This is a genomic window from Brevundimonas olei, from assembly GCF_037055245.1.
GTDB lineage: Bacteria > Pseudomonadota > Alphaproteobacteria > Caulobacterales > Caulobacteraceae > Brevundimonas > Brevundimonas olei.
In genome coordinates this window covers 534,399-560,769 of sequence record NZ_CP146369.1, presented here as the reverse complement: position 1 = coordinate 560,769, position 26,371 = coordinate 534,399, and the positions used below count along the sequence as shown (strand labels likewise).

General features: G+C 68.5%; 34 protein-coding genes. 18 read left to right on the top strand and 16 right to left on the bottom strand.

The annotated features are described in order from the left end of the window. Positions 1-5 precede the first annotated feature (5 nt). From V8J38_RS02700 to V8J38_RS02650, 11 genes are all read right to left on the bottom strand, one after another. The gene (locus V8J38_RS02700; protein ID WP_312054882.1) at positions 6-221 is read right to left on the bottom strand and encodes a hypothetical protein; all 216 of its coding nucleotides are present in this window, start codon (positions 219-221) and stop codon (positions 6-8) included. Between the two features lies 1 nt (position 222). Then, complete coding sequence (locus V8J38_RS02695) at positions 223-687, bottom strand: hypothetical protein (protein WP_338577783.1); 465 nt, start codon at positions 685-687, stop codon at positions 223-225. Beyond that, positions 681-2,291, bottom strand: a complete 1,611-nt coding sequence (locus tag V8J38_RS02690; RefSeq protein WP_338577782.1) for a hypothetical protein — start codon at positions 2,289-2,291, stop codon at positions 681-683. The genes V8J38_RS02695 and V8J38_RS02690 overlap by 7 nt, the downstream gene beginning before the upstream one ends. A 187-nt stretch (positions 2,292-2,478) precedes the next feature. Beyond that, the gene (locus tag V8J38_RS02685) at positions 2,479-3,060 is read right to left on the bottom strand and encodes a hypothetical protein (RefSeq protein ID WP_338577781.1); all 582 of its coding nucleotides are present in this window, start codon (positions 3,058-3,060) and stop codon (positions 2,479-2,481) included. 907 nt (positions 3,061-3,967) lie between these two features. Then, positions 3,968-6,067: a hypothetical protein gene (locus V8J38_RS02680; RefSeq protein WP_338577780.1), complete on the bottom strand. Its 2,100-nt coding sequence runs from the start codon at positions 6,065-6,067 to the stop codon at positions 3,968-3,970. Next, on the bottom strand, positions 6,064-6,333 hold the full coding sequence (locus V8J38_RS02675) for a hypothetical protein (RefSeq protein ID WP_338577779.1): 270 nt from the start codon (positions 6,331-6,333) through the stop codon (positions 6,064-6,066). Before V8J38_RS02675 ends, V8J38_RS02680 begins: the two co-directional genes overlap by 4 nt. Further along, positions 6,330-7,475: a DUF7146 domain-containing protein gene (locus V8J38_RS02670; RefSeq protein ID WP_338577778.1), complete on the bottom strand. Its 1,146-nt coding sequence runs from the start codon at positions 7,473-7,475 to the stop codon at positions 6,330-6,332. The genes V8J38_RS02675 and V8J38_RS02670 overlap by 4 nt, the downstream gene beginning before the upstream one ends. Then, complete coding sequence (locus V8J38_RS02665) at positions 7,472-7,726, bottom strand: hypothetical protein (RefSeq protein WP_338577777.1); 255 nt, start codon at positions 7,724-7,726, stop codon at positions 7,472-7,474. Before V8J38_RS02665 ends, V8J38_RS02670 begins: the two co-directional genes overlap by 4 nt. After that, on the bottom strand, positions 7,723-8,427 hold the full coding sequence (locus V8J38_RS02660) for a hypothetical protein (protein ID WP_338577776.1): 705 nt from the start codon (positions 8,425-8,427) through the stop codon (positions 7,723-7,725). The genes V8J38_RS02665 and V8J38_RS02660 overlap by 4 nt, the downstream gene beginning before the upstream one ends. Positions 8,428-8,430: 3 nt before the next feature. Then, the gene (locus V8J38_RS02655; protein WP_338577775.1) at positions 8,431-8,793 is read right to left on the bottom strand and encodes a hypothetical protein; all 363 of its coding nucleotides are present in this window, start codon (positions 8,791-8,793) and stop codon (positions 8,431-8,433) included. After that, the gene (locus V8J38_RS02650; RefSeq protein WP_338577774.1) at positions 8,790-9,038 is read right to left on the bottom strand and encodes a hypothetical protein; all 249 of its coding nucleotides are present in this window, start codon (positions 9,036-9,038) and stop codon (positions 8,790-8,792) included. Before V8J38_RS02650 ends, V8J38_RS02655 begins: the two co-directional genes overlap by 4 nt. Before the next feature lie 99 nt (positions 9,039-9,137). Here V8J38_RS02650 and V8J38_RS02645 point away from each other — a divergent pair, with 99 nt between their 5' ends. Then, positions 9,138-9,758, top strand: coding sequence for a S24 family peptidase (locus V8J38_RS02645; RefSeq protein ID WP_338577773.1), 621 nt, complete (start codon positions 9,138-9,140; stop codon positions 9,756-9,758). 3 nt (positions 9,759-9,761) lie between these two features. On the opposite strand, the gene V8J38_RS02640 is transcribed toward V8J38_RS02645, so the two are convergent. Next, positions 9,762-10,184 (bottom strand): hypothetical protein, encoded by a 423-nt coding sequence (locus tag V8J38_RS02640; RefSeq protein ID WP_338577772.1) that lies wholly within the window; start codon positions 10,182-10,184, stop codon positions 9,762-9,764. Positions 10,185-10,352: 168 nt separating this feature from the next. Between V8J38_RS02640 and V8J38_RS02635 the strand changes: the two genes are divergently transcribed. From V8J38_RS02635 to queG, 12 genes are all read left to right on the top strand, one after another. Then, the gene (locus tag V8J38_RS02635; RefSeq protein WP_303703372.1) at positions 10,353-10,553 is read left to right on the top strand and encodes a hypothetical protein; all 201 of its coding nucleotides are present in this window, start codon (positions 10,353-10,355) and stop codon (positions 10,551-10,553) included. Next, the gene (locus V8J38_RS02630; RefSeq protein ID WP_312294664.1) at positions 10,550-10,756 is read left to right on the top strand and encodes a hypothetical protein; all 207 of its coding nucleotides are present in this window, start codon (positions 10,550-10,552) and stop codon (positions 10,754-10,756) included. Before V8J38_RS02635 ends, V8J38_RS02630 begins: the two co-directional genes overlap by 4 nt. Then, on the top strand, positions 10,753-10,977 hold the full coding sequence (locus V8J38_RS02625; protein WP_338577771.1) for a hypothetical protein: 225 nt from the start codon (positions 10,753-10,755) through the stop codon (positions 10,975-10,977). The genes V8J38_RS02630 and V8J38_RS02625 overlap by 4 nt, the downstream gene beginning before the upstream one ends. After that, the gene (locus V8J38_RS02620; RefSeq protein ID WP_338577769.1) at positions 10,974-11,276 is read left to right on the top strand and encodes a hypothetical protein; all 303 of its coding nucleotides are present in this window, start codon (positions 10,974-10,976) and stop codon (positions 11,274-11,276) included. Before V8J38_RS02625 ends, V8J38_RS02620 begins: the two co-directional genes overlap by 4 nt. Beyond that, positions 11,273-12,121 carry a hypothetical protein gene (locus V8J38_RS02615; protein WP_338577768.1) on the top strand — a complete coding sequence of 283 codons (849 nt, stop codon included), beginning with the start codon at positions 11,273-11,275 and terminating at the stop codon, positions 12,119-12,121. The genes V8J38_RS02620 and V8J38_RS02615 overlap by 4 nt, the downstream gene beginning before the upstream one ends. Further along, complete coding sequence (locus V8J38_RS02610) at positions 12,121-12,423, top strand: hypothetical protein (RefSeq protein WP_303717814.1); 303 nt, start codon at positions 12,121-12,123, stop codon at positions 12,421-12,423. Before V8J38_RS02615 ends, V8J38_RS02610 begins: the two co-directional genes overlap by 1 nt. 82 nt (positions 12,424-12,505) lie before the next feature. After that, positions 12,506-13,423 carry a hypothetical protein gene (locus V8J38_RS02605; RefSeq protein ID WP_338577767.1) on the top strand — a complete coding sequence of 306 codons (918 nt, stop codon included), beginning with the start codon at positions 12,506-12,508 and terminating at the stop codon, positions 13,421-13,423. Continuing rightward, the gene (locus tag V8J38_RS02600; protein WP_338577766.1) at positions 13,423-13,614 is read left to right on the top strand and encodes a hypothetical protein; all 192 of its coding nucleotides are present in this window, start codon (positions 13,423-13,425) and stop codon (positions 13,612-13,614) included. Before V8J38_RS02605 ends, V8J38_RS02600 begins: the two co-directional genes overlap by 1 nt. Beyond that, positions 13,611-13,805: a hypothetical protein gene (locus V8J38_RS02595; RefSeq protein WP_338577765.1), complete on the top strand. Its 195-nt coding sequence runs from the start codon at positions 13,611-13,613 to the stop codon at positions 13,803-13,805. The genes V8J38_RS02600 and V8J38_RS02595 overlap by 4 nt, the downstream gene beginning before the upstream one ends. Positions 13,806-13,845: 40 nt before the next feature. Continuing rightward, positions 13,846-15,198 carry a hypothetical protein gene (locus tag V8J38_RS02590; RefSeq protein WP_338577764.1) on the top strand — a complete coding sequence of 451 codons (1,353 nt, stop codon included), beginning with the start codon at positions 13,846-13,848 and terminating at the stop codon, positions 15,196-15,198. 161 nt (positions 15,199-15,359) lie between these two features. Next, complete coding sequence (locus tag V8J38_RS02585) at positions 15,360-16,046, top strand: glutathione S-transferase family protein (RefSeq protein WP_312219418.1); 687 nt, start codon at positions 15,360-15,362, stop codon at positions 16,044-16,046. Positions 16,047-16,071: 25 nt separating this feature from the next. After that, positions 16,072-17,187 (top strand): tRNA epoxyqueuosine(34) reductase QueG, encoded by a 1,116-nt coding sequence (queG, locus tag V8J38_RS02580; RefSeq protein ID WP_338577763.1) that lies wholly within the window; start codon positions 16,072-16,074, stop codon positions 17,185-17,187. 11 nt (positions 17,188-17,198) lie between these two features. Here queG and V8J38_RS02575 read toward each other — a convergent pair whose 3' ends face one another. Together V8J38_RS02575 and V8J38_RS02570 are read right to left on the bottom strand one after the other, a co-directional pair. Further along, complete coding sequence (locus V8J38_RS02575; protein ID WP_338577761.1) at positions 17,199-17,741, bottom strand: FKBP-type peptidyl-prolyl cis-trans isomerase; 543 nt, start codon at positions 17,739-17,741, stop codon at positions 17,199-17,201. Then, complete coding sequence (locus V8J38_RS02570; protein WP_338577760.1) at positions 17,722-18,924, bottom strand: threonine ammonia-lyase; 1,203 nt, start codon at positions 18,922-18,924, stop codon at positions 17,722-17,724. Before V8J38_RS02570 ends, V8J38_RS02575 begins: the two co-directional genes overlap by 20 nt. A 149-nt stretch (positions 18,925-19,073) precedes the next feature. Here V8J38_RS02570 and V8J38_RS02565 point away from each other — a divergent pair, with 149 nt between their 5' ends. Both V8J38_RS02565 and V8J38_RS02560 read left to right on the top strand, forming a co-directional pair. Then, positions 19,074-19,604, top strand: coding sequence for a hypothetical protein (locus V8J38_RS02565; protein ID WP_338577759.1), 531 nt, complete (start codon positions 19,074-19,076; stop codon positions 19,602-19,604). A 173-nt stretch (positions 19,605-19,777) separates the two neighbouring features. Next, complete coding sequence (locus V8J38_RS02560; protein ID WP_312219428.1) at positions 19,778-20,050, top strand: hypothetical protein; 273 nt, start codon at positions 19,778-19,780, stop codon at positions 20,048-20,050. Between the two features lie 10 nt (positions 20,051-20,060). Here the strand turns inward: V8J38_RS02560 and V8J38_RS02555 are convergent, their stop codons facing one another. Both V8J38_RS02555 and V8J38_RS02550 read right to left on the bottom strand, forming a co-directional pair. After that, on the bottom strand, positions 20,061-20,657 hold the full coding sequence (locus V8J38_RS02555) for a helix-turn-helix transcriptional regulator (RefSeq protein WP_338577758.1): 597 nt from the start codon (positions 20,655-20,657) through the stop codon (positions 20,061-20,063). A gap of 364 nt (positions 20,658-21,021) precedes the next feature. After that, positions 21,022-22,290 carry a dicarboxylate/amino acid:cation symporter gene (locus V8J38_RS02550; protein ID WP_338577757.1) on the bottom strand — a complete coding sequence of 423 codons (1,269 nt, stop codon included), beginning with the start codon at positions 22,288-22,290 and terminating at the stop codon, positions 21,022-21,024. A gap of 399 nt (positions 22,291-22,689) precedes the next feature. Here V8J38_RS02550 and V8J38_RS02545 point away from each other — a divergent pair, with 399 nt between their 5' ends. From V8J38_RS02545 to V8J38_RS02535, 3 genes are read left to right on the top strand one after another with little or no spacing between them, the layout of a single operon-like run. After that, a complete protein-coding gene (locus tag V8J38_RS02545) occupies positions 22,690-25,479 on the top strand; it encodes a M14 metallopeptidase family protein (protein ID WP_338577756.1) in 2,790 nt (929 codons plus the stop codon). Continuing rightward, positions 25,479-25,772, top strand: coding sequence for a DUF333 domain-containing protein (locus tag V8J38_RS02540; protein ID WP_338577755.1), 294 nt, complete (start codon positions 25,479-25,481; stop codon positions 25,770-25,772). Before V8J38_RS02545 ends, V8J38_RS02540 begins: the two co-directional genes overlap by 1 nt. Further along, entirely contained in the window at positions 25,769-26,371 is a 603-nt protein-coding gene (locus tag V8J38_RS02535; RefSeq protein WP_338577754.1) for a glutathione S-transferase N-terminal domain-containing protein, read from the top strand. The genes V8J38_RS02540 and V8J38_RS02535 overlap by 4 nt, the downstream gene beginning before the upstream one ends.

Genomic DNA, 26,371 nt, shown 5'->3' with positions numbered 1-26,371 from the left:
GTCGATCAGCCCCCCAGCGTCGGGGCCAGCCCGGCTTCATTGCCCTGCCAGCTCAGCTGACGCCGCCCCGCGCCACGCATCAGGCGGCCGGATGCAGCCCGTTCCGCGCGCACGCGCTGGCTCTCTTCCTCAGCCGCCCGGCGCTGTTCGGCCTGGGCTTTCTCGGCGTTGATCTGCGCCCACTTCTGCTCGCGTGTCCGCCCGCCGAAAAACGATTTCACCCTATTGGCCATGGCGCGGACCTCCGAAGCTGCGGCGATAGACCTCGACCGGACCCAGGGGCGTCGCCTCCTCCCCTGACCGGATGAAGCCCGACCATGTGGCCAGCCGCGTCCCCGCAACGCGCTCCGCCCCTCGCGCCTTTGCGACATAGAGCCGGACTTCCTGCGTCCCGGATCCCTCAGCCACGCCCGTCAGCAGAGCGCCCAACTGCCTCATCGCCCCGCGCAGGTTGGCGCGGAAGGCAGGCCCCACCGCCAGCCATGCCTCGGCGTGGTCCGCCTCGGGCCACAGCCCGGCCACGGCGATAAGCCGTCCCTCGCCGTCGCGCAGGGCGAAGGCGGCGCCCTCGGACACCTGCCGCGCCATCTCGCCGAACCGCTGGCGGGTGAAGCGCCCGACCCTCCCCGCGTCCGTCAGCGTCTCCAGCATGTCGAACGCCGAGGCCTCGGCCACCGTCATCACCATGGCGACCAGTCCGAGCTGTAGGATCCGCCGTTGCCGCCCTGCGGCCTCGACAGGCCGCCCGGCGTCCACACCCCGCCCGGCGACTGGCTCCAACCGTCGCCCTGAGCCATCGCCTTGGGCCGGTGCGCGTCATAGGCCTGACCCGCCACGATCCCGGCTCGGCCCTGATCGCCCAGCAGGGCGTATTGCCCCGCCTCCATGACGTGGGACGAGTTGGACTTCTGGACCCTCAGCCGCTTGGCCGGCTGCTTCGGATCGCGCGGCTCCCAGCGATAATCACCGCCAAAGCCCCGTCGCAGCCAACGACACGAGGGATTGATGATCAGATCGGGCCGCTGATCGTATTGGTTGATCCGCAGCATGGGGATCCGCACGGCCTCATGCCGCAGCCCCAGCTCATTCGACGGCGCGGGCTGAACCGGGATGTTCAGCTGGTTGCAGGCGATCTCGATATCCGCGAACTCGCCCATCTCCCGGTCGGCGCCATAGAAGGCCGCCGGGTCGCCCCAGCCGATGCTGATCCGGCATTTGCTGAACCGAGGATGCAGGGTGTCGCCCAGCGCCTGGGCGAACCGCTTGGGCCCGACCCCGTGCAGGATGCGGCGTCCGCGCGGGTCCGTCGGATCGGTCAGCACGACCTCGGCGTAGATGATCCGGCGCCCCATCCGGTCACGGCCGCAGATGACCGCCGCCGGCGTGCCGCCGCCGTCTATCCCCAGGAACAGCTCCGACCCCGGTTCAGGCTCCAGCTCGACCGGCGAGAACAGCCGATCCAGATCCACCTCGCCGAACACAGGCTCGCCCGCGACCGACGCGCCCCATTGGTTGCGGATCATCCGCCGCACATACCATTCGGGCTGGCCGCGAGCCGAAACCTCGTAATAGTCGGCGTCCAGGTTCGCCAGGTTCTCAGCCAGCGGGTTCGTCACATAGGGCGGGCCGCCCGGCAAGATCGCCGAGGGCTGGTCGAAAAACTCCGTCCCGTTCTCGCGATGGCTGGCCGCCTGATCGACGCACAGATCGAACAGCGGATGGTCGGTATCCGGCTTGTTGAACGTCACCCAGACGCCGCGCGACACGCGCGTTTCCTTCCGCCCGCCGCGCTTCACCCGCCCGGCCAGGAAACTGATCGCCTCGAACGGCGTCGTATCCGCCTCGTCGACATAAGCGCCGTGCAGCTCCCAGCCGCGACAGGTCGCCTCGACCGTATGCGTCCCCAGCGCCCGCCACTCGACCCGCAGCCGGCACAGGCCGCCGCCGGGCGTCCCATCCACGAACGGCGCTGGGAACTCCAGCTCATGCACAGCCGGGCGATCGTCCGAGCCGGTGTAGTGGCCGAAATCCTTCGGCACCCAGTCCAGCCACGTCTTCATCGTCGTGGCGTATAGGTTGCGATAGTTGTCGCGCAGCACCCCGACCACGGCCGTCCTGACGCCGTTGCTGTCAGGCTTCTGCGTCATGGCCGTGAAGAACGGCTCGGCGACACCCGCACCCACGGTCTTGCCAGATCCGATCGGCCCTGCCATCAAGCGGATGAAAGCGTTGCTCTCGTGGAACGCCTGAAGCTTCGCTCCGCCGGGAATGTAAGTCCTGGCGTCGAACACGCCCTATCTCCGAACCCGCACCCCGGACCCTCGGGGCAGGTTGCAGGTTCGACGGCCCTCCAAATCGGCAACGCCGAATAGTGCGGGAACGCACCCACATAAGGGGTTGCCGCGCCGGGTTTGGGGGGAGGCCTCCTCTGGAGGGGGCGCTCCGCTAACGTCCCGTTACCGGCAAAGCTGTTTGAAATCAGTCGTCTAGATCGGCGTCCGACTTTTCCCGTCCGACTTGGCCCAGCCGAACGGCCATCCCAGCGCCCATGGAAATCTCCGAAGCCTCCCCGCGCGCGGGACTGGAGACCCCTCCTCCGCCCAGGTGGACGCCGCCGAAGTTCAGCGTCAGGGCCGCTCCGCCCTCGAACTGCACCGCCTGGGGCAGTTTCTGCGCGACGTAGGGCGCGACGGCCTCGGCCATGCGCAGCTGCAGCTTCACGATGTCCAGCAGGGTGTCAGCGTCGGGATTGGTGATCCCGATCGACTTGGCGAAGGCGGCCGGGGCCATGGAATAGGCCTCCATCATGACCGCGAGCGGGTGCCGGTGCTGCTGGAGCAGCCATGCTGTCACGGCCTCGGTCCGCCGGTTCTTCGACCCCTTGGGCCGTCCGGGCCTGCGCCCGGCCGAAGGCAGGGCGGCCGACAGCGGCGATGGCGCGTCGAGAGCGCCGGTCTCGCACGGCTCCAGTTCCTCGAACAGACCGGCCTGGACGATCTCGCCCATGCCCGCCTCGCCTTCCACTGCCTGATCCAAAGCCGTGCGCACCCCGCCGGACATATCACCCTCGTTGTTTATTCAGGCGCAGCATCGGCTAGGGCGACGAGGCGCAACGCCGCCGACGTTCCGGCTGTTCCGACGCCTCGGCGCATGGCCGGAACAGGCTCAAAGCCAAGCGGCGCACCTCTTTTAAAGGTCTGTTCCACCTGTTCCGGGTGTTCCATCAAAATCATCATCGCGCGCGCACACACGCGAGGGCGTCACGCGAATAAGCGCGCGCATGTAGAAACCGCCCGGAACAGCCGGAACAGCCGGAACAGCAATCTAAGTTGTTGGATTTGCGCGCTTTTTTTGTTCCGCCTCAGGCCGGAACAGCCGGAACACCCGGAACAGGCGACGCGCGATCACCTGAACCGCGACCTTCCCCCCGCACCCTGTGGCAAGTCAAGCCCGCGCCTCGGGATTAAGCTTTGCGAGTTATTCTTAACTCTACGCCTGCCGCCCTGCCTTCTCTCCACCAAAGGGTCGGGGTGTGGGTGGGTGGGATGGATAAGGCCGCATCCCGCGCCACTGGCGGCCGCCGTCGCTTCTGAGCCAATGGGGTCAGGGGTTCGGGGTCGAGCGCGCACCGCGCGCCTGCGGCGCGCTGCGCTCGACAGCTTAGGGAAGGTCAAAGGGTGTGCGGCCTGGTCGGCCGCACGGGTCGAGGCCCGCCAGCTGATCGCTGGCGAGCCCCTCCTTTTTCATGCTCGGAGCCTGATTAAGCGCCTAGTATTCCAACACGACACCGTGTGCAGGCGGCTCGTGCCGTTCAAGCAATGGCCCCCACGCCTCATCCCCAGCGAGGGCCGTCACTGATCCGATCGCGAGGTGCGCCGCCTCGTCGTGGTCATACAAGGCAACGATAGCGTCGTCGGGAAACTGACCCAGCGCCTCGATAAGTTCTCTCACTGTCATGACATCCTCTCTAAGCCGCCCTCGCCACCTGGGTCTGGGCCTCGCCGTCGCCGGCCGCATCGATCACCTTGTCCAGCGCCAGCAGCGAACACTGCACTGAACGCCCGTCCACGCGCTGTTTCCGGTGATCCACCACGTCGTCCGGCGCGAACTTCAGCGCAGTGGCCCAGCCGCCCTGAACGGCCCCCACGCCCATGGCCCACAGCGACCGTTCGAACAGCTTGGCGACCTCGACGTGGTTCGACGGCACGGCCAGGCACAACCGGCCCTGCAACGGCCCGCCCGTGGGCGTGCATAACCCTAGCCCGGCCGTCGCCAGCCGGTCGCGCGCCGCCATCGGCGTCGTCTCCATCACGTCGTCCTTCGGCCGATCGTCCAGCACGGCGGTCAGGAACTCCCCGACCGACCGATACTTGTTCTGTCGCCACGCATCCGGCTGGGCCTGCAACAGGCGGTCGATGCACTTCTCCCAGTTGGCCCGGTCGTCCTGCGTTTCGTTCATGGTCGCGCGCGGCAGGTGTTTGGCCAGCGGGTCGATCTGCGCCGACAGCGGCACCCCGTCGTCCAGCACCAGATGCGACGCCGCCAGCAGAGTGCCGAAGGTGTCCGCCGCCCGGCTGTCATGCCCGTGGCTCAGCAGAACGCCCCTCCACGCCGTCAGCACGTCCGGCCACTCATGCCAGCGATCGACGATCCGCCTCAGCATATGCCGCCCCAGCTCATCGCCCAGCGCGGCCGACAGCTCGGGCGCCGATGCGCTGGCGTCCGTCAGCTGCGACAGCATGGGCATGGCGATGCGGCTCAGCTCGGCGGGCTTCATGGGTGGCGGGTTGATGCCGGTGAACCCGAACGTCCCGCGCGCCTGATAGTTGGTCGGCACGCCCTCGGCCCCGCCGCGCACCACGTTCTTGCCGTCCGAGGCGTATCGCGCCAGGCGCATCACCGCCGCCGCTCGGGCGTCGCTCGCGCTCTCGCCCTCCTGCTCGAACTCGTCGGCCCACACGCCGATGGCCGCCAGCCCCAGCGACTGATAGATGCCCGGCCCCGACGGGTCGGCCAGATCCATCAGCCGGTCGCCAAGCACCGCCTTGACCAGCGCCAGCAGCGACGACTTGCCCGACGCCTTGTCCCCGATCGGATAGATGGCCGGCCGCCACCTCAGCGCCGCGCCCAGAAAGACGCAGACGACGTATCCCAGCACCAGACGCGGATCCAGCTCGGGCCGCTTCCAGTTCCACGTCTTCATGGCCTGCAGCATCCATCGGCCAGGCGCCTTGGACCGATCGTCGCCCTCCAGCAGGCCCGCCTCAAAGAACAGACTGGCCAGTTCGTCCGACATGGCGGCCGACGCCGGCGGCGACAGGTCCACGTCCCGCGCATAGACGTGGCCTTCGACCTCGCCCAGATCTTGTTCGACGCCGCCGATCCACAGCCGCGATCCCAGGTGCAGCACCAGCACCCCGCCGTCCGTCCGCCACGCCCCGCGCCCGCGCACCTTGCGCATGGGGTCGAACAGCCCCGTCCGCGCCACCAGCCGTCCGCACGCCCCGGTCAGGTGGCGCCGCACGTCCTCGTATTTGATGCGCAGCTCGCCGTTGGACGACTGCTTTCCATAGAATGACCACAGATAGCCGATCGCCGGGCCGAACAGATTGTCGATCTCGCCCTGCTGGTTCAGCTTTCCGGCCGACAGCTCCACGAACTCGTCGTTCGGGTCGAGGAAATACATATGCGACTTGCGCTTGCCCAACGGCCGCACCGGCATGTGCGGCGGCAGGCCCAGCTCGTCCGCCGCCCAGCTGAACCCCTGCACCAGACGCGCGGCGGCCTCGGCCCTCTTGGCCTTCTCCGATCGGTCCGTGGGCGTGGATACGTCCAGCAGGGCCGCCCGCGCCTCCATGAACGCCTCTTCGGACGTCACGGGCGCGATGGATCCATGCGCAAACGCCTCCTCGGCCGCCTCGGGATCCACCTCCGCATCGGGTTCGGGATCCAGCGGCTCAGGCTTCTGCGGCTCTACGCCGTCCAGTCGATCCAGGGCGCGCTTGCGCTTGCGTTCGGCCTCGGCCTGGGCGGCCTTGCGCGCCGCCTTTCTTTGATCGGGCGTCATGCCTGTTTACTCAGATAGGGGTGCTCAGGCCCATAGGCCTCCAGAATGTCGCGTCGCGTGACGCCGGCGGCCACGCCGCGCTCGATCGCGCAGACCTCGGCCACCGTGCGGCCGCTTCGCAGGTTGTTCAGGGCGCGGCGCGATCCCAGATCGGTCGGCGCATACATCAGCACCCTTCGCACCGGCGGCGGCAGCGCGTCATATTCCGCCCAGTAGAAAGGGTTTCGCCCCCTGAACCGATTGGAGCCGGGGATCAGGCGGCTCATGACCACACCCCGCGCAGCATGTCGTTGAAGTCCTTGAACCCGCGCGCGGGCCAGCTCTCGAAAAACGGCAGGTCGCGCGCCTCGGCCTTGGCCCTCAGCTCGTCGACCTTGCGCGTCACCCCATCGCGCACCCTGCGGCTGGGATCCCGATCGCGGATGGCGATCACCGCCCGTGCGCTGTCGGCCGGATCCACATGGGCGAAGTTGGCGCTGGCGCCCACGGCCGACACCCGCCATTCCGGCGTCAGCAGTGCCACGGTGAAGGCGTCTTCCACCCCCTCCGCATAGGCGCATTCGTCGCTCAGCCCCTTCTTCACCGCCTCGCGCGGCGACAGCTTCGTCGCCCCGCGGCTGATCGGGATGAAGGCGCCGTGCCACCCGCGCGGCCAGATCTTCTTGACCGCCACATGCGGGTCCGCCTGCAGCTTCGACCGCCCGTCCGGCTCCAGAAAGATCCGATGCACCCCGCCGAACGACCCGTCGGGGAACAACAGCGCCGAAATCAGGCACGGCACCGTCCGGTCCGTCTCGACATGGCGCATGGCGTGGTGCGACCGCACCGCCCACGGCAACCGTTCCAGCCGGCTCAGGTCGATGCCCCGCGCCTCGGTCAGATAGGTCCATCCCGGCAGGCCGGGCTCCAGCGGCTTGGCCTCCAGGAACATCGCCTGCGCCCGCCGCCGATCCTTGGACATGTTGGTCAGAGCCAGCGCCTGCGCCCGTTCGGTGTTGCGCTCCATCTCCTCGCGCGCGGCGCGCAGCTTGGCTGAATGGGCCGGGTCCATATGGCTGGCGTCGCCGACGCCCAGGAACCGCTTGGCCCAGGTCAGGGCCTCGCGCTTGGACGCCCGGTCCACCCGGCCGAACTGGATATAGGCCACCAGATCCAGCGCATCGCCCCAGTCGCCCGTGGCGTATTCGTCCCAGCGCCCCTGTCGCTGGCCCGACAGCTGGATCACGAACGATCCGGGGTTCCTGTCGTTTCGCGTCGGATTGCGCGGCAACAGGGCGCCCTGAACGATGGCGCCGGTCAGGCCCAGCGCCCGGCAAACGCTGTCGATCCGATCGGCCAGCATGGCCGAGATCTCGCGCACCGTGATCTCCAGCGGGCGGCCGACGTTCGGCCGATAATCGCTATTCAATACCCCGCCCTCCCGTTGATCAGGCGTAGCAGCCGCCGCACCTTCTGGCGGGTCATGTTCACGGCGCTGTCGCCGCAGCGCGGCGTGCAGCTCAGGGTGATGCGATACACTCCGCCGTCGCGGGCGAAGACCCGCACCGACAGATGCTTGCCGCCCATCTCCACGACCGTCGTCAGGCCCCAGGGCGTCGGCTCTTCGCGCACGATCTGAACCTGACGACGCTCCACCTTGGTCAGGGACAGCTTCATCATGCGCCCTCCCCCGCCAGCTGCGCCGCGAACCGCCGCTGCGCGTCCCACAGGCTGTCGTCCGCCGTCTTGGCCTTGCGCAGGCGGCCGCGCTCGATCACCCGGCCGTCCTCGGCGTCGTCGTCCCCGTCCCGTGCGCGCAGGTATCGCTCAGCCGCGTTGTCCACGGCCTGGCGCGTGACGCCCAGGATCTGCGCTGTCGTCTCCGACGACACCCGGCCGACTGCGACGGCCAGCCCCATGGCCAGCGACCGCGCCGACTGTTCCGGGGTCGGGGCGCCGCCCGCCCCGCCGCGCGGCGCGGTCATCACCGCCGCCGGCGTCAATCCGCGCTCGCCCGCCGCGAACCGCACGGCCGCGACCACCAGGCCGAGGTCCAGCAGGTCCATCACCGCCGCCTCGCCGCTCTTCCGGCTGACCTTGGCCGACGCCCCATCCAGCCCGCTGCTGATCGCGAACCGCGCCCGCGCCCGTTCCATCCAACCGCGCCGCCGCTCGGCCTCGATCCAGTCGGCCAGATCCGGCCGCACCGTCTCGGGCTCGACCCCGGCGGCCCGCGCCAGCGCGAACAGGCTGTCGCGCGGCGCCCGCCGCATCCGCGAAATGCTGCTGGCGTGAACCCCTAGCCTGCGCGCCAGCGGACGCACCCCGCCCGCCGCATCGATGGCCGCCTGCATCCCGGCCTCGCGCTCAAACGCCCCCATGGTTCAGCCCCCGATGTCCGCGCGCCGCGACCACGCCGGATCGAACAGGTCCGGCGCATTGGCCGCCGCCGCGACCGCGACCGGATCCGGCTCGAGCGGCGTCAGCTCGCGCTCCACCTGGGCGGCGATCGTCAACAGGGTCGGGGCCAGCCCGGCCCTGTGGCTCGCATCGGCATGGACGAACCACAGACAGGCCCAGCGAAAGGTGTTGCACGCCGCCCGGCCCGCGCCCTGCGCGGGCGACGGGGCCTCGCGCATCGCCGTCGCCCGCTTCTCCAGCGACCGCACGTCGCCGCTCTCCACGGCCATGTGCGCCTCGGCGATCAGGCGGAACCAGCGCTGCAGGTTCAGATCCACAGGGGTCATGCCGCCGCCCCAAGGACGCGCACCCCGTCGGGCCACAGCAAGGTCAGGTTGATCTCTTCCCCATCCGCGCGCGCACCCTCGACTACAGCGGGCAGATGCTCAGGCGGGATCGGCGCGGACGCCGGGCGGCGCGTCAGCCATTTGTACACCGCGCTCTCGCTGCGGCCCGTCCAATAGGCGATTTTGGTGGTGCCGATGCGCAGCACCTCCCGCTGAGCGGGGCTGTATTTGCCCTCGGGCGACATTTGACATATTCTCCAGACACAATGTCTGGACTTATGGCTCAAGTGATTTGCGAACCGCGTCAAGGACGCCGTTTGGACATTTCGTCCAAAGTCGTCCGCATGTCCGACACACGCCGCCGCGCCGAGCCCGCCACCGCAGAACTGCGCACCCTGTTCGATCGCATCTACGGGGCAGGCAAGACGAACGCTGATCTGGGCCGACTACTGGGGCTCGACGGCTCCCAGGTCACCCGCATCATCAAGGGCCAGCGCCAGATCCAGCGCCACGAATGGAACCGGATCGAGGAGTGGCTGGGCGGCGAGATCCCCGAGAGCCACGACGGCGGCGAAGTGGCGGTCATGCCCGGCCTGGTGCCGCTATATGGATGGGCGGGCGCAGCTAGCGCGGAGCGCCTAACCTTCGCCGAACAAACCCTTCTCGGCGCGGTGCCGCGCCACCCCAATCAGCTCAATGTTCGCGGCGCATTTGCCCTTCGAGTCTCCGACGAAAGCATGTCCCCGCGCTACGAGCCCGGCGAGACCGTCTATATCGCACCAAATCAATGGCCAGCCCGAGAACAGGACTGCGTCGTCGTCACCAGCGAAGGGTTTGGCTACCTAAAGCGGTTCGTTAGACGAGCCGACGGCGTCGTGACCGTGCGCCAACTGAACCCCGACAGCGAACTGTCCTTCGCCGTCGACGAGATCGCCGCCATGCACGCCGTCGTCGGGCGCGGCTGAACGTCAGGTCGCGAACGCCAGTAATACGGTCGACGAAAACGCAGCCACATACCCGGCTGCAATCAAAGCCGCCTCGATCAGCCCTCTAGCCGTATAACCCTGATAACCCTCTTCCAAGGGATCACCGGGAGCGCCCTCGTAGAGGATACGGCCCGCCCGGGCGACGCTGAACCCCCACATCCCTAGTGCGGCCACCACACCCGCCGCCAGGCCGCCCCAGCCCAGAACCAGCCCAAAGAGGGCCACCTCAGCCGGCAACAGGACGCGCCGAAGCGCCAGGATGGACAACTTCCACGTCGGCAGCCCAGAAGTGGCGGCTCGGGCCGCCAGCGGCGCGAGGCGAACCGCGCAGCGGATCATCGCAGCATCGCGTCGGCCAAGCCACAAGGCCCCAGCGCCTAGAACGAGCGCCACCAGCAGGTTCAATCCGCCGAACCCGATTAGCAAATCCGCGCGCCCCATAGCCCCATCTGCCAAACACTATTCGATGACCCAACCTATCTCACGATAGCAGGCAGCCATGTATAGACACTCTGTCTTGACATTACGTCCGAACAACATCTTGATGCCCTCCTCAGCCAACGGGAGGGCCATATGCCCGACAGGACTTCCGCCCCCGGCCGAAAGGCCACAATCAGCTGCGCCGCTGCCGCCCTTTGCGCGCAGGCCGTCGCCGAGGCCGTGCGCGGCGCGGGCTACGCCTATCTCGGCGCGCTCGTCCCGGCCGTCGCCTGCGCCTTCATCGCGGTCGCCCTGGCCTATCTCGGCGCCCTGACCTGGGACGCCCGCCAATGAGCGCCCCCTTCTTCACCTACGCGCCCGACCCGGAGGCCATGCCCCCGGTCGAGTATCACCGCCTGGGCGAACCGGCCCTGCCGGTCGTGGCCTGGCAGCCGCGCCATCGCCGCCCCAGCCGCGCCATGCAGCTGACGCGCGCGACCATCCTCGTCTTCGTCGGGGCCTTCGCCCTCAGCCAGATCCTGAGCGCCCTGTCATGAGCGACGATCTGCACACCGCCGCCGTGCGAGACGCGGGCCTGACCGGCTGGAAGGCCGCCGTCCGCGCCCACCCCGAAGTCAACGGACGCAAGGTCTGCGTCCTGACCAGCCCCGACTACAACCCCGTGACGGGCAAGGGGCGCAGCGTCGTCCGCCACGGCACCGACGAGGCCGACGCCTTCGCGCGCGCCCTCGAAGCCGCGAAAGGAAACCTGCATTGATCAGCACGGCGAAAAGGCTGCTGAACCACACTCAGCAGAAAACGACGAAGCATCACCTGGTGGCCGTCATAGAGGCCGAAGCAGACAACACCTTCTCTGTCGACTTCGCCGTCAAGGCCACGCCAGAAGAGGCTGAAATTGCAGCGCTGGAGTTGCTCAGCATCATCAGGGACAGCGCCGCCGAAGGCGCTTCCTGCTGCCCCAGCTGCGACGGCCGCCTGGCGCGCGTCACCCAGGCCATGGCGGCCCTCACGGCGCAGCCGGGCGTCACCCCGATCAACAAGGAGCCGATCCATTGACCCGCAAACCCCACCGTACTCGCCCCCTGGACCGCGACGGCGACGGCCACGACGGCGGCTCCCTGACCGGCAACCAGACGGCGCCCATGGCCACGGCCAACGGCGATCCCAACCGTCCTGACGACGGCCCGCCGAACGCGCAGCAAACGCCGCCGGAACAACTGGACGACCTGGCTGACGCCCGCACCACGCCCGGCGACAGCGCCGAGAAGCTTGAAGCCATCGAGCGCGAGGTAGACGAGGCGAATGCAGCTACGAGCAAGGTCGAAGACGGATCTGACCCCCACGCCAGCTGCGTTCACTGCGGCGAGGAACACCCGGTCGGGGTTCTTGATCATGATCTTTGCCCGGCTTGCGTCGACGAAGCGCCCATCCTCAATCAGCTGGATGCGGCCATGGCGAGCGCAGACGACGCCCCAGATCCGGCCGACACCTTCACGGCCGAGGAGATCGCCGCCGGCCAGACGCCGGTGATCCAGGCCGAGGGCGACGCCGCCGTGACGGCGGCCGAGGTCGCAACCGAGATCCCGTCGAACGATCCGCTGGTTCAGATCGAAACCGAGACGGCCCCGATCGCCGTCCGCGCGCGCGAGCTGCGCCTGCTGGTCGAAAGCCGCCGCCTCTACAAATCGGCCGAGGGCTACAGCGCCACCTACGGCGCCCCCTACGTCGATCAGGCGACGGTGGAGGGCTGGATCCAGGCGGGCCTGGCCGAAGACGTGCCCACGGCAGGGATCTGCGGCGGGATCAAGCCCACGCACGAAGCCCGCCGCCACCTGGGCCAGCTGACGCTGGGCCACTACGCCCCCGGCACGATCGGGGCGGCGGGCGAGGACGCCGCCTGATGCTGCCCGCTGACGTTCTCGACCTGCGCGGCGTCGCCGACCGTCTGGGCGTCGGCTACCACTGGCTCCAGTCCAACTGGCGCACCCTCGACGGCTTCCCTCCGCCCTTTCTGGGCGGGGGGAAGGGCCAGCGCCCGCGCTGGGCCCTGCGCGCCGTCACCGACTTCATCAACGGCCGACGCTGGGCCGCGCATGAGGCGGCGCCCGTCGCCCCCTCGGCCGCCCGCCCCGTGGCGAACGACGCCGTTCCCGCCCCCCTGGCCGATCCCGCCGCCGCGCTCCTCGCGGCCGCCGGCGGCTGACGGCCGGGCCGCTCATGGCCGGGCGCTTCCTCCATCTGGCGCACCGCGCCTTCCTCTTCCTCTGCCGCAAGGAGCGCATCCTGTGACCACTGGACGCCTGCCCCCCTTCACCCTGCCGCTGCGCCGAGAAGGCGACGCCGCCATCGTCGACAAAAACGGCAAGACCGTCCTGGTCATCGACCCGGACCGCGACCTTGAAGACGACGAAGCCACGCGCATCGCAAATCATGTGTTCAACTGCCTCTCCGCAGCCCCCGCGCCGGAAGGCGGGGCGGTGGATGCAGATGAGATCCTTGAGATGGCCGCTAAAGCTGTCGAGGACCACCAGAAGTTCGGACGCGAGTGGATCAAAGGCAGCTTGTGGGACGACCTGACCCGCGAGGCATCAGCCCGCATCCGTGCGCTCAAGGCCGCCCTCGCCACCCGCGAGGAAGCCCCGGCAGAGGCGGGAGAGGATGACTTAGCCGCCCGGCTGCGTCGAGCCGAGACGTGGGACTTAGACGCGGACCAAGAAGCGCGCGACAGGTGCGGCGTCCTGATGCTTGAAGCTGCCGAGCGTCTCGAAGCCCTCCGCGCCCAGCCGCCAGCCCGCGAGGAAGCGCAGCCGGTGGCCCGCGTGTCGCGCAAGGGAAATTCACAAGGTGGGATCGTTTGGACCGATTACGGTAGGGCGTCTGACTTGCCTGACGACACGGCGCTATTCGCTGGCGCTGCCATCAAAAGCAGGGTTCAGCTAAAGCGCGAGATTTACGACAACCTGTGCGCCGCAGATAATCAGGACGTTCCGCTTGAGGACTATCCTGATCGCATCCTGTCAATCGTGGAGTTCCACACCCACCCCGCCCCCGACGCGCTGCGGGTAGCGGTGGAGGCGTTGGAAGCCCAGGAGGACCAGTCAAAACGCGGCGTCCTGTTCATGACGCGCGAGGAGTTGGACCGCGTGACCACATTACGGCGCCAAGCCCTCACCACCCTGCAAGCCGAACAGGGGGCGGTGTGATGGACAACACGGCCTATTACCTGCGCCGCATCCACGGTCGCCTAGAGACCATTCGGGAAGCCATGCCGGATGAGCACGGGCTGTCGCTCGGCAATCTGGCTTTGGCTGACGAAGCCGACTGGCTCGATGGCTATATCGAGCAGCTTGAGCGTCAATCCGCCACCCCCTCGGATAAGGAGGGCGGGGAGTGAGCGGCTTCACCATCGCCGAGGTGACCGTAGCCATCCAGAAGGGCGGCCGCCTCGAACACACCCGGCTGGCCGCCGCCTTCGACGTCATCACCACCCAGGACGCCGCCCGTAACGCCGGCCGCCAGATCGGCGGGGGCCTCGGCGAGGCCCTGTCGCTGCAGCTTCAACAGGGCAAGTCGCTGGCCGCCTGACGGCTGGCGCGCCCATCTAACGCCGGTTAACACTTCGCCCATGTCCAGAAAGCCCGCCCCTCCGACCGGCCTTCGCAACGGCCTGAAATGGCGCGACGGCCGCCCGCGTTGGGAACCATCGCCCGCCAATCGCGCCTGCGGCTTCGCGGGGGTCGATCTGCGCGACCACGCGGGGGCGTGGATGGACCGGGGCGCGGCGACCACGGCGGCCGACGCGCGCACCCTGTGGGCGCGCTTCGTGCGCGACGCCATGCGCGACGACGATCAGGGCGGCAAGGCGCGCACCATGCTGCGCACCGCCCTCGACCGCCTGCCGCCCATGCCGAGCGAACCCGTCGCCCGGCGGCAGCGCGAGCTGGTGTCGGATCTGATCGAACGCGCCCGCGCCGTGCTGGAGGATCGCGAGCCCGGCGTGGCCGACGCCCTCATGCGCTCACCGCGTTCGGTTCAGGCCATGGTCGACGGCTACTTCGCCGACGCCGCCGCCATGCGCCGGATCGCGCGCGGCACGCAAAAGGTCTATCGCGCCATGTCCAAGCGGCTGATCGCCCGCTTCGGCGCCCGCCGCGCCGATGAGGTGACGCCCAGCCAGATCCGCGCCTGGCATGACGACATGACCCAGCGCGATGGCCTGTCGCCGGCCAGCGCCAACCTCGCCGTCGGGGCCGCCGGCGCCATGTTCCAATGGGCGGCGATGCAGGATCCGCCCTGGCTGATCGCTTCACCCGTCGCGCGCCTTCGCCTCGCCGCCGCGCCGGGCCGCCGCGTCTTCTGGACGCTGAACGAAGAAACCGCCTTCGTCGCCTGGTGCGACGCCAATGGATACGCCGACGTGGCCGACGCCGCGACCGTCTGCCTATGGACCGGCGCCCGCCAGATCGACGTGGCCGCCGCCTCGATCGAGGCCCTGTCGGGCGCGGCCTGGCGCTATGTCCCCATCAAGACCCAGCGCAAGGGGCTCGAAGCCCTGCCGGGCCTGTTGCCGCCCATCGCGCGCCGGGTCGATCGACGCCGCGCCGAGGTCGAGGCCCAGAGCCTAAGCCGCGTCGGCGAAACCCCTTTCCTGTGGAACCCCACGACCGCCCGGCGCCATACCTCAGAGACGATCAGCCGCCGCTTCCGCGAGGCCCGCGCCGCCGCCGTCAAGGCCGGGGATCTGCCGCCCGCCTTCGCCGAGAAGCGTCTGCAGGACACGCGCGACACCTGCATTACGCGGCTGTTCGACGCCGATGTCAGCCTGACGCGGATCACCGCCTGGACCGGCCACGCCTCAAGCGCGGCCGAGAACATCCTGCGCGAACACTACGTCAGCCTGCGCGAGGCGGGCGCCGCTGAAGACGCCGCCAAACTGTCCGCCTGGGCCGAGCGCGAAGGCCTCGCCCTCTCGGCTTGATCAGAACGGAACGGGATCGGAAGTCGGACGTCCGACTTCCGAAAAGTCGGAAACACCCCTGCAAAGTCGGACGCCAGCCCACCACACAAGGCTTTGAGCGCGCGAGGTAAAGTCACAGCGTAAACGGAGCCTTAACGCGCGCGGGCGCATGAAGGCGGACGATGTCCACGCCCGCCGTCCTCTATCATTTCGCCTATCATCCCGCGTCGCGCACGGCGCGGCTGGCGCTGGGCGAGGCCAAGACGGCCTATAGCGAAGAAGCCGTCCGCCCATGGGAGGACGACTGCCCCCTGTTCGAGATGAATCCGTCGGGCATGCCGCCGGTGCTGACCGTGACGGAGAAGAACCGTCCGCTGGTCCTGTGCGAACTGGACGCCATCCTGGGCTGGCTGGAGGACCGCACCAAGGGCGACTTCCTGCTGCCGTCCGACCCGGCCGAGCGCGCCGAGGCGCGCCGCCTGGCCACCTGGTTCAGCCGCCGTTTCACAGATGAGGTCGACGCCGTTCTGCTGCATGAACGGATGGAGAAGCCCCTGCTGCGGCTGGGGTCGCCCGACGCCCGGATGCTGCGGGAAGGCCGCGAGGCGCTCAAAAGCCATCTGTCGACGCTGGAGCCTCTGGCGGCCGGGCGTGAATGGCTGGCCGGACGTCGTCTCAGCCAGGCCGATCTGATCGCGGCGGGCCATCTGTCCGTGCTCGACTATTTCGGCGAGGTCGCCTGGGCCTCCTGGCCGTCGCTGAAGCTGTGGTATTCCAAGCTGAAGTCCCGCCCCTGTTTCCGCCCTCTTCTCGGCGATCGCTTCCCCGGCGTGCAGCCTGCGCCCTGGTACGCCGACCTCGACTTCTGAGGTCAACGGGAGCTAAAGCGCCCTCATGGCGGCCGATCCCCGCATCTTCATCCGACAGCGCGCCGCCGACCTGGGTTTCGGCGTGTGCCGCTTCGCCTCGGCCAGCGATCCGTGGAGCGCGGGCGAGAAGCTGGCCCATTTCGTCGATGCGGGCCGCCACGGCGACATGGGCTGGATGGAGACGACGCTGGAGCGCCGCGCCCACCCCACCGCCATGTGGGACGGGGCGAAGACGGCCATCGTTCTGGGCATGAACTACGGCCCCGACGAAGACCCCCGGCCCGAGCTGGAGATAACGTCAGCGGGCTATATCTCCGTCTATGCGCGCGGCGACGACTATCATGAGGTCATCAAGGGGCGGCTGAAGATCCTGGCCGGTCAGATCGCCGCGCGGCTGGGCCAGGAGGTCAAGGTCTTCGTCGACACCGCCCCCCTGATGGAGAAGCCGCTGGCCCAGCGGGCGGGCCTGGGCTGGCAGGGCAAGCACACCAACCTCTTGAGCCGCACCCACGGCAACTGGCTGTTCCTGGGCGTGATCCTGACCGCCGCCGAGATCGAGCCGGACGAAGCCGAGGTCGAGCACTGCGGCCGCTGCACCGCCTGTCTGGACGCCTGCCCGACGCAGGCCTTTCCGGCGCCGTTTCAGATCGACGCCCGGCGGTGCCTGTCCTATCTGACCATCGAATATGCGGGCGCCTGGCCGCGCGAGTTCCGCGCCGCGACGGGCAACCGCATCTACGGCTGCGACGACTGTCTGGCCGCCTGCCCCTGGAACAAGTTCGCGCAGGGCGCGTCGGAGGCGCGGCTGCACGCGCGCGACGCGCTGAAGTCGCCGCCGTTGGCGGACCTGCTGGCGCTGGACGACCCCGCCTTCCGCGCCCTGTTCACCAAGAGCCCGGTCAAGCGAATCGGCCGCGATCGGTTCATTCGCAACGTGCTGTATGCGGCGGGGAACTCGAGCGAGCCGGCGTTGATCGAAGCGGTCGAGCGGCTGCTGGACGACCCTGCGCCCGTGGTGCGCGGGGCGGCGGTCTGGGCGCTGTCGCAGCTATCGCCGGAGCGGTTCGAGGCCGAACGCGCCGAGCGGCTGGCGGATGAGGCGGATGAAGAGGTCAGGCAGGAATGGTCCTTCTCCCCTTGAGGGAGAAGGGATTAGACGGCGGCCTGGCCCACGCCGCGGCCGCCGCCGGGCACCGGGGCCACGTCCAGCAGCTTCAACCGGAACACCAGCACGGCGTTGCCCGGGATCATCGGCGGGCCGCCCTGCTCGCCGTAGCCCAGCTCCGGCGGCAGGAAGAGAATCCACTCGTCGCCGGGCTTCATCATCTGCAGGGCCTCGGTCCAGCCGGGCACCACGCCCTCGGGCGAGAAGACGGCGGGCGCGCCTCGCTTGAACGAACTGTCGAACACCGTGCCGTCGGTCAGCGTGCCTTCATAGTCGACCTTGACCAGATCGTTGCGATCCGGACTGACGCCGCCCGCCGGGCCGGAAGCCACGACCTTGTACTGCAGACCGGAAGGCAGGGTCTGGACCCCCTCCTCCGTCGCGTTCTGTTTCATGAAGGCGGCGGCTTCGGCGGCGTTCTTGGCCAGGTCTTCGGGCGCGGCGGCCGGGCGGCCGCAGGCGGCCAGGGCCAGAAGGGCGGACGCGGCCAGGGCGGCGCCGAGGGGGCGCTTAGCCCATGCGAAGTTCATAACCCTGGTCCTTCAAGGCGGCGCCGATCTCCTCGGCATGACGGGAGTCGCGGGTCTCGACCATGATGTCGAACTCGGCCCCCTTGGCGGGCACGTCCAGCGCCAGCCGGTTGTGCACCACGTCGATGATGTTGCCGCCCAGACCGCCGATGACGGCGGCCATCGCCGACAGCATGCCGGGACGGTCATCGCCCAGGATGCGATAGACGATCAACCGCTTTTCGCGGACCATTTCGCGGTTCAGCACCACCGCCAGCATCCGGGCGTCGATGTTGCCGCCGGTCAGCTCGACGCCGATCTTCATGCCCTTGAAGCGTTCCGGGTTGGCCAGGATGGCGGCCAGACCGCCGGCCCCGGCGCCCTCGGCCACCGTCTTCTCCAGCGTCGCCAGCAGGGCCACGCCCTTTTCGAAATCGGCCTCTTCGCAGACGAAGACCTCGTCGATCAGCGCATCAGCAAGAGCGAAGGGGATTTCCCCCACCGCCTTGATGGCGATGCCCTCGGCGATGGTCTGGCCGCTGCATTGGGCCGGTTCGCCACGACGGCGCGCGGTGAAGGACGGATAGCGCGCCGCCTCGACGCCGAAGACCTTGATGTCCGGCTTGACCGCCTTGGCGGCGATGGCGCTGCCGGCGATCAGTCCGCCGCCGCCGATGGGGATGATCAGGGCGTCGAGGTCCGGCGCGTCCTCCAGAAACTCCAGGCCGCAGACCCCCTGCCCCGCGACGATGCCCTCGTCGTCGAAGGCCGAGACGAAGACATAGCCGTGCTCGGCCTGAAGCCGCCTGGCCTCCTCGGTCGAGCCCGAGAAGTCGAGGCCGTGGATGACGACATTGGCGCCGTGGGCCCGGGTGCCGTCCACCTTCACGAAGGGGGTGCCCTCGGGCATGACGATGGTCACGGGCACGCCCAGACGGCCGCCGTGATAGGCCAGGGCCTGGGCGTGGTTGCCCGCCGAGGCGGCGACGACGCCGCGCTTCTTCTCGTCCGGCGTCAGCTGCAGCAGCCGGTTCAGGGCGCCGCGCTCCTTGAAGCTGCCGGTGAAGTGCAGATTGTCGAACTTGATCCAGATCTCGGCGCCGGTCAGTTGCGACAGGCGGCGGGAATAGCGGACGGGCGTGCGGTCGACCTGGCCGGCGATGCGTTTTTGCGCCGCGCGGATGTCGTCGATGGTGACGGTCATGAAGTCCCTGATTTTGTTTGCGGCCGGCCTCTTTCGTCCGGTCTACGGTCCTCTTGTGGAGCAGCACGAGACGGCGAGCAACCTTGACTCGCCCCGTCCCCCAAGGTCATGCCGGGTCGACGCCTGAACTGAAACCGGGAGCCGCCCTCATGACCACCTCCTCGCGCTCGCCCGTCCCCTTCAAGAGCCTTATCGCCGTCGCCATCGGCGGGCTGGCCCTGTCCGCCTGCGCCACCACGCCCATGGGCGGCGCGGCCGTCGGACCGGCGGTCTTCAACGCCGACGACTTCGCCTGGTCCGCTCGTGCGGGTCAGGCCTCGATCGAGGGCCGCGTGGCCTTCGTCCAGGACGGCCGCGCCTTCCAGTGCGCCGGCAACGTCGGCCTGATCCCGGACACCCGCTACACCCGCGCCCGGATCGATCGCCTGTACGGCGCCTCGGACCGCGCCGCCGTCCCGGCCGCCGTCGTGCGCGCGCGTTCGGCGGGCGAACAGGGCGCGGACTACCGGTCCTTCGAGCGGGCCGAGCCGTGCGCCGAGGGCGGCTTCCGCTTCTCGAACCTGCCGGACGGAAGCTGGTTCCTGATCGCCCCGGTCAAGGCCGACGACGACGTCATGGTGTTGATGCGCCGGGTCCAGACGCGCGGCGGCCGGGCCGTCAATGTGACGCTCGGCGGCTGAAACCCGCCCCGGCTGAGCCGTTAGCGTAGCCATAAACTGAGCCGTTAGCTGAGCCTTTTTCGACGGCCGCGTTCCTCGCGCGGCCGTCGTCGTTTGACCGGCGTTCGCCATCCTTTGGCCCCAAGAAGCCGCTCTGTGAGCCGCTCCGTTCAAGGAAAGTCGGGAGCGTCTTCTTGTCCCAGCACAACATCATCGGCTCCGAAGCCTTCACGAACCGCCCCTATGTGCTGGTGCGCAACGTGCGGCCGGGCGGTTTTCGCCGTCGTCGGTCGCGTTCGCTGATCGCCTATGGGGTGGTGGCCGTGCTGGCGTTGTCGGCGGGCGCCGCCGTCGCGGCCTTCGCCATGGGGCCGTTGCTGTTCGACAAGACGGTCGAAGCTCCGGCCGCAACCTCCGCGCCGGTCGAAGGCGGAGCGGCTCCGCTGACGGCGCCGACCGCGCCCTAAGCCCCTTCGTTCAGGGCACGACGAAGGCCAGGGCCTGGGCGAACAGTTCGCCCCGGCTGCGCACGCCCATCTTCTGATAGGCCCGCTTGAGATGGGAGCGCACGGTCTCTAGCGAGACATCCATGATCTGGGCGATGCGGCCGGTCTCATGTCCCGCCAGCAGCATCTCCACGATCCGCCCTTCGGAGGGCGAAAGCAGGTGGGTCTCGATCAGGGCCTGGAAGCGGACAGCCCCGCCGACGCATTGCACGGTCAGGCCGATCAGGCAGTTCGGCGCCGAGGCCACCTCGCGCGCCCACAGCACCCAGGTCCGGCCGTCCGAACCCGGCGCGGTCAGGCATCGCGCCTCATCCGCGCGCGCTTGCGACATCAGACGAGGCAGGGCGCGGGAACGGGTCGCCAACCGACCGCCCTCGACCTTGAACAGGTCGTCGTCCGCCTGAAGCATGCGGGCCGCCTCATTCATCCACGCCACCTCCAGCGCCCGCGTGACCAGCAGACGCGCGCGCGCCTCATGATCGATCCAGGCGGCCAGAGCGCGATTTCGCTGGCCTTCGGCGTCATCCGCCGGCGCCGACCAAGGCCGTCGGCGACGGTCAGGATTCAATCTTCGATCCGGGGCGAACAGCGGCCCCTCCAAAGCCCGGCGTCCCGCCCGGCTCTCCCACACAGCTTGTTCCAACGCCAACGCTCCAGGACTGGCGCACGGCCTCACGAAGAAGCCGGCCGCGTTTTGAAGACAACGCCTGAGCACTCATGAATTCTTAACACATATCCACAGGTGGCGCACTCCTATTGCGCCAAATGGGTCGTATTTCGCATTCTACGGCCAAGCTTTCGCGGCGATTGGCGCAATTTTCGACACATATGGGCGCGACCTGTGAACGGGAACGCTGGCTATAAGGTTGGATCGCAATTGAAAACGGCGGCCTTCGCAGGCCGCCGCTTCCATCTGAATGTCGAAGAGGCCCTCAGGCGACGGCCGGTTGCTCCGCCCCGTCGGCCCCATCCACGGGCATATCCTCCAGTTCGCCCTCCCACTTGGCGACCACGGCCGCCGCGACCGAGTTGCCGACGACGTTGGTGGCCGAGCGCCCCATGTCGAGCAGGTGGTCGACGCCCAGGACGATGGCGATCCACGCCTCGGGCAGGCCGAAGTAGGTCAGGGTCGCCATGATCACCACCAGCGAGGCGCGCGGCACTCCGGCGATGCCCTTGGACGTCACCATCAGCAGCAGCAGCATGAAGATCTGCTGCGACACGCTGAGATGCACGCCGTGGGCCTGCATGATGAACATGGTCCCGAAGGTGCAGTAGAGCATCGACCCGTCGAGATTGAACGAATAGCCCAGCGGCAGGACGAAGCTGACGATGCGGCGACGCACCCCCACCTTGGGCAGGGCTTCCAGGATGCGGGGATAGGCGGCCTCCGAACTGGCGGTCGAGAAGGCCAGCAGGGTCGGGGTGCGGATGGCCCGGAACAGCGGGACGACCCGCTTGCCCAGCACCACGGCGCCGGCCAGGAACAGCAGGAACCACAGCACGCCCATGGAGCCGTAGAAGCCGAAGACGAACTTGGCGTAGGTGCCCAGCATCTCGAGGCCCTGGGTGGCGATGGTCGAGGCCAGGGCGGCGAAGATGGCGAAGGGCGCCAGCCTCATCACGAACTCGGTCACCTTCAGCATGATGGAGGCGGCCTGTTCGACCAGATGCAGCACCGCCGGCGCCTTGTCGTCGAGGGCCGCGACCGCCGTGCCGACGAAGACGGAGAAGACGACGATCTGCAGGATCTCGTTCCTGGCCATGGCGTCGAAGATCGACGTCGGCACCAGGTGAGCGATGAAACCATGCAGGGAGAAGGCGTCGGTCGAGGCCGCCGGGGCCGTCGCCGCCACCGCTTCCGGCAGATGCATGCCCGAGCCCGGATGCAGCAGTTGCACCATCACCAGGCCCAGCACCAGCGACACGACCGAAGCGCCGATGAACCAGGTCATGGTCTTCACGCCGATCCGCCCCACCGAGGCGGCGTCCTCCATATGGGCGATGCCCGCCACCAGGGTCGTGAACACCAGCGGCGCGATGATCATCTTGATCAGCCGCAGGAAGACATCCGTCACCACGTTGAGATTAGAGGCCGCGGCCGAGGCCTGGTCAGCCGTGAGAAAATGATTGAGGCCCCAGCCCGTCAGGACCCCCAATATCATCGCCCCGACGATGAAGTAGGCGAACAAACGTTTCATACAAAAGTCGTCCAGCTTTGCAGGCCCGGCGCCGCCGGACCCCAGTTACAAACCGATGGAGGTTCCCCACCCGCCCAAAAGGAAGAGGCAGCGAATAAACGAAAATCCCCCGACCTCCAACGAACTCCTCGAGATCTAGGCGCGCCGGTCAGGGATTGGCCGTCGAATTTCGATCGAAAAGCGAAGGGTTTTCCGATCGAAATCGGAAAATTCGCCAACTCCAGAAGAAGATTCGGAAAAGGGGCGATCTCGCCCTCATCGCCCGAAACCGCGAAGAAAATTGCGCCCGCGCGGCGCTCGAAAACGGTTGAAGGCAAATTGCGTCTGCGGCTCGAAAACGCCAAGCTGCAAATCAGGCCTCGCAGAAGGCTCGCCGAGTGAACGCATCAGGAGTCTTCAATGTCCCGACCCGCCCTTGCTCCCGCACGCCGACTGGCCGCCGGGCTGGCCGTCCTGGCTCTCTCTTCGACCAGCGTCCTGGCGCTTGAAGCCGCCGCCTCGCCGGCCCCGGTCGCGGCCACGGCCGCCCCCGCCCGCACCCTCACCACCCCGCTGGAGGCGTTCGGCCATGAGGTCGGGGCGGACTATCATCTGATCACCTACACCCAGTTCGAGCGCTATCTGCACACCCTGGCCGGCCAGTCGGACCGGATGAAGCTGCTAGAGATCGGCAAGTCCTCCGAAGGGCGGACGCAGTATCTCTCGGTCGTCTCCTCGCCGCAGAACCTGGCGAACATCGACCGCTATCAGGAGATCGCGCGGCGCCTGGCCAAGGCCGAGGGCGTCAGCGAGGACGAGGCCCGCGCCCTGGCCGCCGAGGGCAAGGCCGTGGTCTGGATCGACGGCGGCCTGCACTCCACCGAAACGGTGCCGCCCCAGGCCCTGATCGCCGCCCTGTATGAATGGCTGACCGCCGAGGACGCGGAGGCCAAGCGCATCCTGGACGACGTGGTCATCCTGTTCGCGCCGATGAACCCGGACGGGTGGGAGTTGGTCTCGACCTGGTACATGCGCAACGCGGACCCGCTGAAGCGCGAGTACGACAGCATCCCGGTGCTGTATCAGAAGTACGTCGGCCACGATAACAACCGCGACTACTACCTGTCGGCCATGACCGAGACGACCAACGTCAACCGGCAGTTCTTCCGCGAGTGGTTCCCGCAGATCATCTACAACCACCACCAGACGGCGCCGGCGGGGACCGTGGTCTTCATGCCGCCGTTCCGCGACCCCTTCAACTACAACTACGACCCCCTGGTCATGAGCACCCTGTCCGAGGTCGGGGCCGCCATGCACAGCCGCCTGATCGAGGAGGGCAAGCCCGGCTCGACCATGCGCAGCGGGGCCAACTATTCGACGTGGAACAACGGGATGGAGCGCTCCGTCACCTATTTCCACAACGCGGTCGGCCTGCTGACCGAGATCACCGGCCATCCGACTCCCAGCCAGATCCGCCTGATCCCGGACAACCAGTTGCCGCGCAATGACCTGCCCATGCCGATCGCGCCCCAGACCTGGCGTTTCGCCCAGTCGATCGAATATTCGCAATCGATCAACCGTGCGGTGCTGAACTACGCCTCGCGCAACAAGGATCGGGTTCTGTTCAACATCTGGCGCATGGGCCAGAACGCCATCGACAAGGGCAATGCCGACACCTGGCGCGTCACGCCCTCGGCGGTTGAGGCGCTACAGGCGGCGGCCGGAGAGAAGGCCCAACCAGGACGTCGCGGGGCCGATCCGGCGCTCTATGACAGCGTGCTGCGCGACCCGGCCCGGCGCGACCCGCGCGGCTATGTCATCCCGGCGGACCAGGCCGACCTGCCCACCGCCGTCGCCTTCCTCAACAGCCTGATCAAGACCGGCGTGGATGTGGATCGCGCCACCCAGGCCTTCACCGTGGGCGGCAAGACCTATCCGGCGGGCTCCTATGTGGTTAAGACGGCCCAGGCCTATCGCCCGCACGTCCTGGACATGTTCGAGCCGCAGGACCACCCGCACGACCTGCAGTATCCGGGCGGCCCGCCCAAACTGCCCTATGACGCCACGGGCTACACCCTGGCCATGCAGATGGGCGTGCAATTCGACCGCATCCTGGACGGCTTCGAGGCGCCGACCGAACGCGTCGCCGACGTCATGGCCCCGCCGCCGGGCCGGATCGAGGGATCGGGCCGTGCGGGCTGGCTGATCGATCATGCGCCCGTCAACGGCTACATCCTGACCAACCGCCTGCTGGCGGCGGGTCTGCCCGTCTACTGGCAAGAGGGCGAAACCCGCGCGGGTCGCGCGACCCTGCCGCCCGGAGCCCTGTGGATTCCGGCCGACGACAAGGCCCGCCCGATCGTCGAGGCGGCCGTGCGCGACCTGGGCCTGAACGCCCACGCGGTCGCCCGCGCGCCGGGCGGCGAGCAGATCGCCCTGAAGCCGGTGCGCATCGGCCTGGTCGATCGCTACGGCGGCTCCATGGCCTCGGGCTGGACCAAGTGGATGCTGGAGCAGTTCGAGTATCCGTTCGAAGTGGTCTATCCGCAGCGCCTCGACGCGGGCGACCTGAACAAGGATTTCGACGTCCTGGTCTTCGCCTCGGACATGATCCCGGCCGACCTGTCCGCCGCCGCCCAGCGCCCGCAGCCGGCGCCCGAGAGCATCCCCGCCGAATACCGCGGCTGGCTGGGCCACATCACCGCCGAGACGACCGTGCCGCAACTGGACGCCTTCGCGCGGGCGGGCGGCAGCGTCGTCACCATCGGCTCGGCCCACCGCCTGGCCGCCGCCATGGGCGCGCCGGTGCAGGACGTACTGACGGGCGCCGACGGCAAGCCCCTGGCCTCGACCGACTTCTTCATCCCCGGCGCGGTGATGCAGACCGAGGTCGACAACAGCCGCCCCCTGACCTTCGGCGCCCCGCGTCAGATGAACGTCTTCTTCAACCGCAACACGGGCTTCCGCCATGCGGGCGAAGGGGCCGGCCTGGTGCGCTATCCGCAACAGGTCGCCGTCTCCAGCGGCTGGGCGATCGGTCCGGAACGGCTGTCGGGCGCCGACGCCCTGCTGGACCTGGAGCACGGCCAGGGCCGGGTCATCGTTCTGGGTCCCGATGTGGTGAACCGCGCCCAGGCGCGGGCGTCGTCGCGACTACTGTTCAACGCCCTGTTCTACGGCCCCGCCGTGACGAAGGAGGCAAGACGCTGATGAGTATGAGAACAGGACTGACGCGCCTGATCCTGGCGGGAGCGCTGCTGACGATGGCCGCCTGCGCTCCGCCGAAGGAGGCCGAGCCTTCGTCGCCCCAGGCCGTCGGCATGGCCAATCCCGCCTCGGTCCATTGCGGACAGGGGGGCGGCCGGTCGGAAATCCGTCGCGACGCCCAGGGCGGCGAATACGGCGTCTGCATCTTCGAGGACGGCCGTCAGTGCGAGGAATGGGCCCTGTTCCGCGGCAAGCGCTGCGTGGCGCCCCCGGCGGCCGACAAGACGGCGGAATGACGATGAAGCTCTACATCACCACCCCCTCGCCCTTCGCGCGCAAGGTCCGCATCGTCGCTCGGGAGAAGGGGCTGGCGGACCGGATCGAGGAGATCGTCGTCGATCCCTACGCCAATGCGCCCGAGCTTCTGTCGACCAATCCCGTGGTGCAGGTCCCGACCCTGATCGCCGAGGACGGCCGGCCGCTGACCGACAGCCCGGTCATCGCCGAATATCTGGACGCGCTCGGGTCCGGACCGCGCCTCCTGCCGACCGAGGGAGCGGAGCGCCTGAAGGTCAGACGGCTAGAGACCCTGGCCAACGCCGCGCTGGAGATGGGGGTCAAGCTGGTGCTGGAGAAGCGTCGGCCCGAGCAGGAGCGCTCGTCGTCCTGGATCGAGCGCTGGACGGTCAACATGGGCCGCGCCCTGGATGCGCTGGAGGCCGCCTCGCCGGACGCCGAGGCGTTGGACATGGGCGTCCTGACGGCCGGGATCGCCGTCACCTGGATCGGCTTCCGCCATCCGGACTATGACTGGAAGACGGGCCGCCCGAACCTGGTCGCCATGCAGTCGGCGCTGGAGCGACGTCCCAGCTTCGTCGACACCTTCCCGCGCTAG